Source organism: Pseudoalteromonas sp. TB25, from assembly GCF_000497995.1.
GTDB classification, from domain to species: Bacteria; Pseudomonadota; Gammaproteobacteria; order Enterobacterales; family Alteromonadaceae; genus Pseudoalteromonas; species Pseudoalteromonas distincta.
This window is the reverse complement of the sequence record NZ_AUTI01000257.1, coordinates 1-12450: the sequence shown is the minus strand read 5'-3', so window position 1 is coordinate 12450 and position 12450 is coordinate 1. Positions and strand designations below refer to the sequence as shown.

Sequence of the window (12450 nt, the reverse complement as noted above, 5' to 3'; positions counted from 1 at the left end):
CCCGCCAGTGCAAGGCGTATTAGGCGAGCGTTAACAATGTCCGCAATTGGCACTAAGCCGAACTTCGGCAAAGAGCGATAACCGACCATTCAGGTGAGTCGTCATTAACTTAGTAAGAATAAGTGAAAACCTCCCTCTTTTTTACATAGTAAAATAACCTTTCCTAAGCTTAATACTTATAGATGGCAATAACTTACACTATTTGCTATTAATAGAAACTCACACAATAAGGACGTTTTCGCGCTAAAAAAGGGAAAGTGTCCTCTGATAGAGTTGTTAGGTTGCATATGAGCACTGAGATTGAACCAATGTATGTTGATTGTGGCGAACATGGTAAGCGAGTTGCAGCCGTCGTCTGTTGCCATTTGTTGAAACCAGAAGGTGTACCAGTAGGCTTTATTGAAAACTCTAGCGAACCTAATGACCTTCAAGCGTGGTGTTCCAAATGTGAAGCCTTGTTTGATGAAGAAGATGGTATGACTGAGAAGTTTCGAGCCTTTAATAAAATGTCAGTTGTGTGTGCCAATTGTTATGAAACATCAGCTGATTATCACAGCGTCGAGGCTCAATAGTGTTTGTTGTAGACCAGCAACCTAACAAGCCAAGTCAGCGGGAATTTTACTCGCTGAAAAACGCTCTTAAAATCCCCTGCTTGGGGCGTTTCCACCGTCCGCTCATGGCACTCGACAACATAAAATGCTGATAATAATAAGTAAGGTATTTTACTGTGTCGGATGGCGCTTCGCTTATTCGACCTACACTGGCACAAAACTGCCCATCAAATAGGTATAATTTTTATACTGCAGTGGTATAAAACTTAAAGGGAAGTATATTGTCGTTGATAATGATCAAAATCTTTATGCTTACGATGCAAACAGAAAACACATGAATTTCATTGCGCCTCTTATTTGTAGTAGCCAATTAAATAGAATAATTATTAGAACATTATCAAAGTATTAATTTCACAAGTTACACTCCTTTGGTTATGCTAGTGAGCATTATAAAATTATATTGCGAAACCCTCTATGCTACCTCTACTTCGTATCTTGATAATTGAGCAAGACCCAGCCACTTTACAAGGGCTTTCAACGAACCTATCAAAGACCATTCCTAACTTTGAGCGAGACGATATTCATATCGATATTATTGAATGCCTCGAGCTTAAACACGCGCTGGAATGTGTAGAGGAAGATGGTGATATTCAAGCCGTAGTTCTAAGCTGGGATATGCACAATAAAGTGGGTGAGCGGATGTATAGCCGCTTTATTGAAGAGTTAAAGGCAATTCGTCTTGAGTTACCGGTTTATGTTATTGGCGACGACACTAAAGGGCTGGAAATCGTAAACGAGTCAGAAGAAATCGAATCATTCTTTTTTAAAGATGAAGTGATTTCTGACCCAGAAGCTATTTTAGGATATATGATCAACGATTTTGACGACCGCTCTGAAACGCCATTTTGGACGGCGTATCGTCGTTACGTTGGTGAAGCAAACGACTCTTGGCATACACCGGGTCATAGTGGGGGTTCTAGCTTTAGAAACTCACCTTACATCAAAGATTTTTATCAGTTTTACGGCCGCAATGTATTTGTTGGCGACCTGTCGGTTTCGGTAGACTCGCTAGGTTCATTATCAGACAGCACTAATACTATTGGTCGCGCCCAAGAATCAGCCGCGGCGACGTTTGAAGTTAAGCACACCTACTTTGTTACAAATGGTTCATCTACCTCAAATAAAATCATCTTGCAGACACTCCTGCGTAAGGGAGATAAAGTAATTGTCGACCGTAATTGCCATAAATCAGTACACTATGGCATCTTGCAATCAGCTAGTTACCCCATTTACTTGGCGAGTATTTTAAATCCAAAATATGGCATTTTCGCGCCACCATCGTTGGCCGACATCAAGTTAGCAATTGAAAACAATACTGATGCTAAATTATTAGTGCTTACCGGTTGTACTTACGATGGCCTACTTAGCGACCTGAAACAAGTGGTAGATTATGCTCATCAATATGGTATTAAGGTGTTTATAGATGAAGCCTGGTTTGCATACTCTTTGTTTCATCCTAGCTTTCGTCATTATTCTGCGATACATGCTGGGGCTGACTACATTACGCATTCGGCGCATAAAGTAGTATCGGCGTTTTCTCAAGCGTCTTATATTCATATTAACGATCCCGATTTTGATGCCGATTTCTTTCGAGAGATTTATAGTATCTACGCTAGTACATCGCCTAAATATCAGCTTATTGCATCGCTTGACGTGTGCCAAAAGCAATTAGAGATGGAAGGCTATAAGCTGCTCAATGCGCTGCTAAATCATGTTGAGGAGTTTAAACAACAGATGGCCTCGCTTAAGCAAATTAAAGTATTAGCTAAGCAAGACTTTATGGAAATATTCCCGCATTTTAGTGGTGATAATATGGGTCACGACCCATTAAAAATCCTTATTGATATTAGTGAGCTCCCTTACTCATTAAAAGATATTCATAAATATCTACTGGATGAAATTGGGCTAGAGATAGAAAAATACACACACAGCACCATTTTGGTTTTACTGACGCTTGGCGGCACGCGCTCAAAAATAATTCGTTTGTACAATGCATTGAAAAAGCTAGACAGCGGTAAAGTAAAACTATCGAAATCGACGCGTAGAGCTCGCTTACCTGAAAATTTACCAGCTATAGATTTGGCGTGTATTCCAAGCGATGCTTTTTATGGTGACCGCGAATCTGTGCCTATTAGCAAAAGTAACAACCGCATTTGTGCAGGTTTAGTTACTCCATACCCACCGGGCATACCGCTTTTAGTCCCAGGCCAGCATATCACTGATGATCATGTTGAATATTTGCAAGAGTTGGCAAGCCAAGGACTGACTATTCAAGGCAGTTTCGATGGTGAAATTTATGTTCTTAAGGGTAAGGTTAAAAAATAAAGGTATTGGTTTAATACTATCTCGAGCATTATTACTGGCGGTAGTATCGTAAGATATTGCCGCTGTAACATTGAAGGTTTGTGTGAGTTTGAAGATCAAACGGGCTAGATTTTTTGTTTCCTTTGGGCTGTGAGTTCAGCCACTCGACAACATAAAATGTTGATGATAATTGGCAAGGTATTTTACTGTGTCGGATGCCGCTTCGCTTATCCGTCCTACACTGGCACATACCAGTCTACATAACTAATCTAACTTGAATTATAAACATGAAAAAAGGCGGTAAAACCGCCTTTTTAATGAGATTTAATGTTTAACTATTATTACAGCTTGTAGCTTAAACCTAAGAATAAGCGTGGGCCGTAGTCATTAACTTCACCTAAGTTTCCTTCAACAAAGAAATCTTGTGATTTAGGTGCGCTGAACAAGTTAATTGCTTCTGCTTTAACTCTAAAGTGCTCATCAATTTTGTATGATGCGCGCATTTCCCATACGCCTACAGAATCAACATAACGAAGTCGAGTACCATTTGTAGTATATGGTTGGAAATACTCACTACGATATTTGTAAATAACGGCAGTATCAAACCCACCAATTTGGTAGTACAGCTGGCTGCTAAATACATGCTTTGAGAAGCCAGGTACTGAAGCCGACTCAACAATACCGTCAGTTAATTGTGTAGTATTACCGTCTACATCAGTAACAAACGTATCGCCGTATAAGCTATCTTGGAACTCAAAGTCAGTGTCTGCATAGTTGTAACCAAATTTCATACCGATGCCATTATCCCAGCGGTAAGAAAATGAAGCTTCTAGGCCTAGTATTTCACTGTCCTCGTCTGACGTAACAGAGTTGGTGATTGGTAGTGAAACTGTTTCACCGGCAACAGTAAAATCTTCAATTACTGTTTGTTGTTGAAAACCACCGTTGAACTGTTTGTAGTATAAGCTTAACGCTAAGATTGAATCTTCGTTAGGGTACCATTCAAACGCAGCGTCGTAGTTCCACGACATAAGCGGTTGAGTGTCCGGGTTACCAGAACCATTTACACCCACTAATAAATCGCTGATTGATGTTGCTGTACCTTCTGTATCTTCTTGGAATGTACGGCTATAGCCTAAATCAGATGGATCTGCGCGTGACATGCCACGGTATATGCCAGCTCGGAATAAAATATCTTCGCTGTAATCAATAACTAGGTTAAAGCTTGGTAAATACTTAGTGTAATCGCCACCACTTTTTATTTTATCCAGTGAACCGTTATCAGACTCAACTAGAGACAGTATACCTGTGTCACTTGTTACTACGTCAAAGCTATTTCTAAAGCCAATCGAAGTTACTTCTGTGTCTACAATACGAAGACCAAAGTTACCGCGAATGAATTTGCCAAACATTTCAGTATCGTAGTTAGCCGTTAAGTACACTGATGTTGTTTTTTCTGTTACATCAATTGTACCTGCATTTTCATATTCCACTTCTGGGTAAGCAAACACACCATCAGCGTTAGAACCCGCTACAGCTTGTGAGAAACATACGTTGTCGTATGTAGCCCATGATGAACCAGTACCGCTAGCTACAACGTTACCGTCGCTATCAATATTTGTTACGATATCGCCATCAGAGACACTCGATAAAAAGCCTGATTCAGGAAAATCGATTTGACAACCTTGTAATACGTCAAGCGCTTCAGTACCAGAGTCTAGTGTAAATTCGTTTCTTGAACCGTTACCTTGGCTACCACCATACTGTAGGAAGGTCATTTCAGATGTTCTAATACCACCTTGAATACTTGTAATAACGTTGCCATCTAGCGCATAGTCAAAATCTAGTCGCGCTGAGATAACTTCGTTTTCACGAACATTTTCACGGTCAAGTCGTGTTCTTAGGCTATCTGTAAAGTTTGAAATATCTGTTACGTCAAAATCTGTCAATGTGAAATGAGGAATTTCATCGCCCATATCCCAAGAAAAGAAATTGCGACCTGATGTTCTACCACGATTAGATATTTGAAGTTCTTCACGTTCAGTTTTTGAATACGCTAAATCTAAGTCAACAGTTAATCTATCGGTAACTGTATGTTCTATATTTATGCCGTAACCTTGGTAGTTTTCTTCACGAGAAAATTGCTCACCCGCTGATTCAATACGCTCTTCACCTTCCCAATGTAAAATACCGCCTACATCGTTAGTTACAAGAGTTGGACCGGTTACACCTGGTGTTGCACGTTTTTGTAAAAAGATTAAATCGTGGCGTGCTTCTTGTTGTGTTCTATCTGAAATTTGTGCATCAAAGTTAATATCCCAATCAGCTGACGGTTGGTATTGCAGTGCAAAAAATACTGCATCACGTTCATCAGATGTCTCGTTTTGACGAAAGCTTCGGCTACTGCCAGTCCAAGCATAAGGAGTCCCATCACTTACTGCTTTACCTGTTTCTGGATCGATTTCTGTATCGTAACCTTGGTTGCTACTGCCATTAACTTGGTCTTCACAGTCGCCTGCGCTGCTACGATAAAAACCTTCATTGGTATTAGTCGGATCGTTTAAACACGCCCATAATGAAGAACCTGATGGGCTAGAGCTTCTGTATTCAGCCTCTGGTTGACTAATTTCTTGGCGCTGCACACCAAAAGACACACCAACGGCTTGGCCGTTATCAAATTCAAACTGATCAACATAACTAAACGTGCCACGGTAACCCGCGTCACTTTGCAGCGAGTTATCTACATTACCTTCATCTGGGTTGTAATTTAATTTAACCTCAGCTGATACACGTTGTTTGCCAAAATCAAGTGGAGTTATAGTTTCAAGTGCAATAACACCTGCAACACCACCTTCAATCATTGAGGCATCTTGCGTTTTATATATCGCTACTTTTTTTACAAGTTCAGAAGGGAACTGCGAAAAGTTAACTGAGCGGTCACCACTACCATTAGTCGCTTCACGACCATTAATGTGTGTTGCACTTAAAAATGGACCAAGACCACGGATAGTGATTTCTGTAGCACCACCGTTTTCACGGTGAGATGCAGCACCTGTAATTGATTCTAGTGCTTCACCGATAGACAGTGCTGGTAAATCACCAATATCTTCAGATGACAGGCCATCAACTACTGTTGTTGCTTCACGTTTAATTGCTATTTGATCTTGTATCGTTCTACGTGTACCTGTAACACTAATTATTTCAACGTCTTCTTCAACTTCTGTCGCTTTTCCCTGATCTTCCTGTGCGCTTGCTGTAAATACGCAAGAACTTGCCATACCTGCGATGACCGCTATTCTTACCCATTTTGCAACTGGGCGCATTGCAAACTGCCCTGTTGTAGAATTATTGTTATCTCGTGACTTCAACGACATTTGAATTCTCCGCTGGTTGTTGTTGTGTGATTTTAGTGTGTTAGCTTGTTATGCTGATGTATATTTTATGTGACCTTTAACATTAATATACTTAAACCCAGCACGATGATCAACCAATTTGACGTTTTAATATTACCATAAGGTATACCAATTTTAACTTAACGGCATTACCAGTAGGTCAGGCAGGTTTTTTACTAGAATATAAATAGCTCTAAACTAGTCCATAAATGAGTTATGGAGGCTAAAAAAGCGTGGTGAAAAGTATAAATAATAAAAAAGCCCCAAATTTGGGGCTTTTAAAAGTTAACTGATTAATTGGTTATTTAATCGTTTTGTATTTTCCATGTAGATCCAACACCTACTTCAGATGATTGAATATAATGAAGACCTTTAGCACCCGCCTCTGCCTGAAGGCCTGCAGGGTCAGTTTCTAATAACGTACTTGCTGCTGTAACGTACTCAAGCACTTCTTTACCGTTAGTTGCTGGGTCTTGGTCAATTGCACCATCAGTATCGAATGCGCCATTACCATTTAGTTTTCTAATTTCAACCCAGTCACCGCTTGCATCGCCTGATACTCGACTATCCATATAACCAAAGTTATTACTTAGCACCGAACTATCATGATTAATTAAGTCACAGTCATATTCAAAAGCATGGTCACTTTCAAGTGTATTTGGGTAAAATAGGCCTTGAGTTGTGGCACTGCTGTTTATTGTATCTGCGTCTGTTTGATCGCCTAAACCGTTTGCAATTAAATTTCCATTAAAGTTTATAACAAACGCATTTTTGGTCAGCCCGTATAGTACCGGTGCATTCGCTGCGGTTAACTCATCGCAATCACTTGTTGGTGCTTTAGGGCCTATTTCCGTACTAAATACAATAGGTTGCTGTGAGTTCAAAACCGTATTGTTTGTTACATTTAGTGTAAAGTCGCCAGCGCTATCAAGTACAGCTTGGTTACCTGAGTTTGGCACACCGCCATCAGCTTGTGAAAATGGGTTAGCTGTAAATACAATACCGCCCGCTTCTTTATTACCAGAACGAATACCTGCAATGTAGTTGTTACTAACGGTGTGACCAAGTGGTGTGATCAATACCCCAGCAGGTCTGTCGCTTGAGCTTGCAATATCTGTAGTACGAATAATAATGTTGTCTGTAACACTATTAAATCCACCATCTTCTAATGAAATACCACCATTAGGATTTACGATTGTATTGCCTTTGATGGTTGCGCCAGAAGTTTGTACACGCATTAAACGACGACCCGTTACAAAGTTTTCTACGCGGTTATACTGAATAGTAAAGTTTGCGTTATCAGCTGCACCACTACCCGTTGTACTACCTGCATTGATTAAGTATAAACTTGATTGATCAAAGTTTGGATTATCACTGTCACTAAATAAATTATATTGAATAATGTGATCAGAGCTTGATGATGATATTTTTATCACAGACCCTTTTTCTGCTACATTTCGATTAGAGAATGTATTTCGCTCAACCAACGCACCTTGACCTTTTATCATCAGCCAATGGTATTCAGAGTTATTGAGTGTAGCTTCTTCTCCATCCATCGTGTTTTGCGAAAAAGTAAAGTTATCCCCTTCTGAGTAAATAACAGCACCTTCTTCGGTTTCACAAAATCCACCCGCTTTAGTATCTATATTCTTAAAGGTAAGCCCTGTTAACCCAGCGCCATCTACTCCAGCAGCTACATGCACACATACTTCACCACTAAGTACAGGAGTTTGACCTTCTACAGCGCGAAGCGTTACTGCACTGGTTAATAAAATTGCGTCCATATCAGCATAAACACCCGTGTTTAAGCCAATAACATCACCGTCAGCTAAACCGCCACTTATAGCACCAAGAAGTGCTTCAGGGTTACTAACTAATTGTGTGTAAACCAATGTATCAACTGAGTTTGTAACCTCACTCGCAAAGCCATCATTATCTGTATACGTGGCTTTTACTGACATTATTGAGCCAGCGTAATCAGAAGGCGTAAATGTTTTACTATTGCTCCCTGCTATTTCAACACCATCAGCAGACCAAGTATAAGTAACGTTAGCCTCTTCAACGCCGTTGTTATCAGTTATCTCAGCGGTTAACTCGCCATTTGTTAAATAAGGCACTACACCCATAATGGCTACNCGCTACCGGCTTCATCAACCGCAACAGCAGAAACAGCAATTGTTTCCTCTGATGTATTATCCTCGATAAACCCATTATCATCTGTATAAGCAACCTGAACACTTATCTTTTGACCTAAAAGTGATGCATCAACTGTAAAGGTGCTCTCTATTGCGCCATCTATCTCTTGTGCGTCAGCAAGCCATTGATAAGTAATATCTCCTGTCGCCCCATCGGTATCATTAATTTCTGCTGTTAAAGTATTTCCAACAGTTGGCGTGCCGCTAATTGTAACTTCGCCTTCTGAGTTTGTTCGTGCGACAACCTCTGTACCGGCTGAAGTTACAGACTCGTTAAACCCACGGCTATCTTCAAAAGATGCACTAACTGTAATAACTGTACCAAACTGTGCGTCTGTTAACGTGAGCGTTGAAAGTGCTTCATCAGCAATTTCTACGTCATCTGCAAACCATTTATAAGTTACTGTATCGCCATCAAAGCCATTGTCGTCAGCTACATTAGCAGTTAGTTGCGAACCAACTAGTGCGTCACCTGTAATAGTTAAACTTGCAGGAAATGCGATTGCGGCAACATCTGCGGTTGGTTCTGTAATATGCGATTCATTAATACCGCCATCATCGGTATAAAGCCCTTGAACTGTAATTGGTAACCCTATCTGATCGTCAGTCAATGTAAATGAAGCGCTATTTGCACCAGCAATTGCCTCACCATCTGCATACCAGTAGTAAGTCACGTCACCTGAGATACCATCAGGGTCACTAACTTCAGCTGTTAATGTTTGTCCGCTTGTAACAGTTCCACTAAGAGCAATAGAGCCCAAGTTGTTGTCATTGTTGTTTGAGTTTGTGTCACAACCAACGATTGCAGCTGCAATAGCGCATAGCGCAAAATGTTTGAATTTCATGGTGGCTCTATTCTCCAAATTTATAGTTTTAATATTTGGCCATCTATTGTGTGTGTTACCAAATAAATCATGTGTTTATTACCAAATTTATTTAAATTGCAAATAAATTGTTAACCAACTTGGTAATATAACCACAATAAAATAAGTTTTTCCACTATCCCCACCTAATTAAATAACAATAAACAAACACCAAGTTAACCTTGGGCTTTTATTTTTGGTTGAAAATTGAATTCAATTGTGAAAAATAACGTTGAAGATACATAGCGTTATAGTAAAAACTTAGTTTTATATAGGGTTTAGTAAGTAATATTATTAAATATATGTGAAGTATTCTTATTTGAAGACAATAAGAAAAGAAGTGAGTTTGTATAAAGAGGATGATTTACAAAGAGAATTAAAATTAAGGGTAAAACAAGGGGCAATTTTCTTACCCCTTTTTTTGAGTGCTGTTTTATAACATGGCGTTATTATAAAACTCTACAGGCTCATTTGAACCCAAAGCAACAGGCACACGCTGGTGCAAGCTAGTTGGCGCAATATCTAAAATTCGCGTTCCTCTAGAGGTTGCTTTACCACCTGCGTTTTCAACTAAAAGTGCTAACGGGTTTGCTTCATAAAGCAGTCTTATTTTTCCGTTATCGTTACCACTGCGTTTATCTTGTGGATACAAAAATAACCCGCCTCGGCATAAAATACGATGAACGTCGCCTACCATCGCTGCATTCCAACGCATTGAGCTTTTTTCAAAGCTTTCACAGGTGTATAGCAATTTATCAAAATACACTTGTGTTGGTTCGTCCCAGTAACGGTAGTTAGCCATATTAACGGCAAATTCACGACTTTGTTCTGGCACACTTAACTGCTTATTTGTCAGTAAGTAACCGCCATGTGTTGAGTCTAACGTATAACAACGCGTAGGACCGCCAGTACTCATTACAAGTAATGATGAAGGGCCGTATAACACATAGCCTGCACATACTTGATTTACACCGGGCTGACTAAATTGCTCGTCGCTATCAAAAGGAACATCATCACGGGCTAAGTAAATAGTAAATATAGTGCCTATTTGCCCATTAACATCAATATTAGAAGAGCCATCTAACGGGTCAAAAGCAACAATAAACTTACCTTCAGGGTGGCCACCTACCGCATGATCTTCTTCCTCTGATGCAACAGATCGTACACTGCTGTCGTCAAGTAGGATGTCTTTAAGTAGTTGGTTTGCGATTACATCAAGCTTTTTTTGAACTTCACCTTGAACGTTTTCATTCAAAGTTGAGCCTAAAACACCGGCTAATTCACCTTGGCTTACTCGAAAAGCAATTTCTTTACTGGTCGCTAAAATTGTGCGAATAAGTAAAATAAGATCGGTATCTACACCGTCTTCTTTCAATACTGTATTTAATCTTTTCATGCGCTATACCTGTTTACACAATTTAGATCGTCAAAGCATTGCTCTAGCCTTGCAACCATACTTTGCTCTGAATGACGCAACCATACACGAGGGTCATAGTATTTCTTGTTTGGCTTATCATCCCCTTCAGGGTTACCAATTTGCCCCTGTAGGTATGCTTGCTTGTCTTTGTAGTAATCTAAAATACCTGTCCAACACGCCCACTGCGTATCGGTATCAATATTCATCTTCACTACGCCATACGTTAAAGACTCTGCAATTTTACTGTACTCAGAACCACTACCACCATGAAAAACAAAGTTAATTGAGTTGCTTGGTAGATTAAATTTTTCTGATACGTAAGCTTGTGAATCTTTTAAAATAGTTGGCGTAAGAACAACGTTACCCGGTTTATATACACCATGAACATTGCCAAAAGAGGCTGCAATTATAAAGTTAGGGCTAATACGACTTAAGCGTTCGTAAGCAAATGCAACATCTTCAGGTTGAGTGTATAAAGCAGAACTATCTAAGTGTGAGTTATCAACACCGTCTTCTTCACCACCCGTGCAACCAAGCTCAATTTCAAGCGTCATACCTATTTTTGCCATACGCGTTAAGTAACGTTCACAAATTTCGATATTTTCTTCTAAAGGCTCTTCTGACAGATCAATCATATGTGAGCTAAACAATGGTTTGCCAGTCAGTTCAAAGTGTCTTTCACCTTCATCAAGCAAACCATCAATCCAAGGTAGTAGCTTTTTAGCTGCGTGATCAGTGTGAAGCATCACTGCTACTTCATAATGTGCTGCCACTGAATGTACATATCTTGCAGCACTTACCGCCCCAAGCACAGCTGATTGTTGCTCTGGTAAAGATAAGCTTTTACCACAAAAAAATTGTGCTCCACCATTAGAAAGCTGAATAATAACGGGCGAGTTTTTCTTTTTAGCAGCTTCTAGAGTCGCATTTATAGATGTTGTACTAACAACATTTACCGCTGGCAACGCATATTGATGTGTACGTGCATGCTCGTACACAGCACTTACTTCGTCGCCAACGATTACGCCTGGTAGTATTGTTGGGGCTAAATAATTCATTTATGAAATCCTTTCTATTTTAAAGCCTGGATACAAGAATCAGTAATTGCTTGCCAATTTTCTTGTTCAACCCATTCTTTTTTCGCTATCCAAGTACCGCCAACGGCGAATACATTATTTAAAGAAAGATAGTCCATTTTGTTACTTTCGCTAACGCCACCTGTAGGACAAAAGCTGACTGCTCTAAATACTGACGACACAGCTGACACAAAAGGAGCGCCACCAGCAAGCGATGCTGGGAATAATTTTTGCTCTTCAAAGCCATACTCAAGCGCCATTAAAATATCACCGGTGTTTGATACACCAGGAAGTACCGGCACATTACATTTAGCAAGTGCTTCAAGTAACGCAGGAGACACTGCTGGGGTTACAATAAAATCAGAACCCGCTTCAAGTGCTTGCTCCAAAATATCAGTATTGATGACTGTCCCTGCACCTACTTTTAGCTCAGGCACCTGTGCTTTAATAGCTTTTAATGCCTCTATTGATGCCTCTGTTCTTAGCACTACTTCAACTAAAGTAAGCCCAGCATTGGCCATAGCTTTCGCTATTTGAACACCTTGCTCTGGAGTATCTGCTTGAATTATAGGTAGCAGTGTTTGTCCTGCCA

General features: G+C 40.0%; 6 protein-coding genes and 1 pseudogene. 2 read left to right on the top strand and 5 right to left on the bottom strand.

The window, feature by feature from the left end; genetic code table 11:
- Positions 1–287: 287 nt before the first annotated feature.
- Both L652_RS0108185 and L652_RS0108180 read left to right on the top strand, forming a co-directional pair.
- On the top strand, positions 288–572 hold the full coding sequence (locus L652_RS0108185; RefSeq protein WP_024594844.1) for a hypothetical protein: 285 nt from the start codon (positions 288–290) through the stop codon (positions 570–572).
- A 453-nt stretch (positions 573–1025) separates the two neighbouring features.
- Positions 1026–2936, top strand: a complete 1911-nt coding sequence (locus L652_RS0108180; RefSeq protein ID WP_024594845.1) for an aminotransferase class V-fold PLP-dependent enzyme — start codon at positions 1026–1028, stop codon at positions 2934–2936.
- Positions 2937–3256: 320 nt separating this feature from the next.
- Here the strand turns inward: L652_RS0108180 and L652_RS0108175 are convergent, their stop codons facing one another.
- The 5 genes and pseudogenes from L652_RS0108175 to eda form a co-directional block, all read right to left on the bottom strand.
- Positions 3257–6289 (bottom strand): TonB-dependent receptor, encoded by a 3033-nt coding sequence (locus L652_RS0108175; protein WP_024594846.1) that lies wholly within the window; start codon positions 6287–6289, stop codon positions 3257–3259.
- A 323-nt stretch (positions 6290–6612) separates the two neighbouring features.
- Positions 6613–9347, bottom strand: a pseudogene (locus tag L652_RS01000000123510) (poly(beta-D-mannuronate) lyase).
- A 451-nt stretch (positions 9348–9798) separates the two neighbouring features.
- Positions 9799–10761, bottom strand: coding sequence for a class 1 fructose-bisphosphatase (locus L652_RS0108165; RefSeq protein ID WP_002962277.1), 963 nt, complete (start codon positions 10759–10761; stop codon positions 9799–9801).
- Positions 10758–11840, bottom strand: a complete 1083-nt coding sequence (gene fbaA / locus L652_RS0108160; RefSeq protein ID WP_024595189.1) for a class II fructose-bisphosphate aldolase — start codon at positions 11838–11840, stop codon at positions 10758–10760. Before fbaA ends, L652_RS0108165 begins: the two co-directional genes overlap by 4 nt.
- A 14-nt stretch (positions 11841–11854) precedes the next feature.
- On the bottom strand, positions 11855–12450 hold a 596-nt coding region (gene eda, locus L652_RS0108155; protein WP_024595190.1), incomplete at its 5' end, for a bifunctional 4-hydroxy-2-oxoglutarate aldolase/2-dehydro-3-deoxy-phosphogluconate aldolase.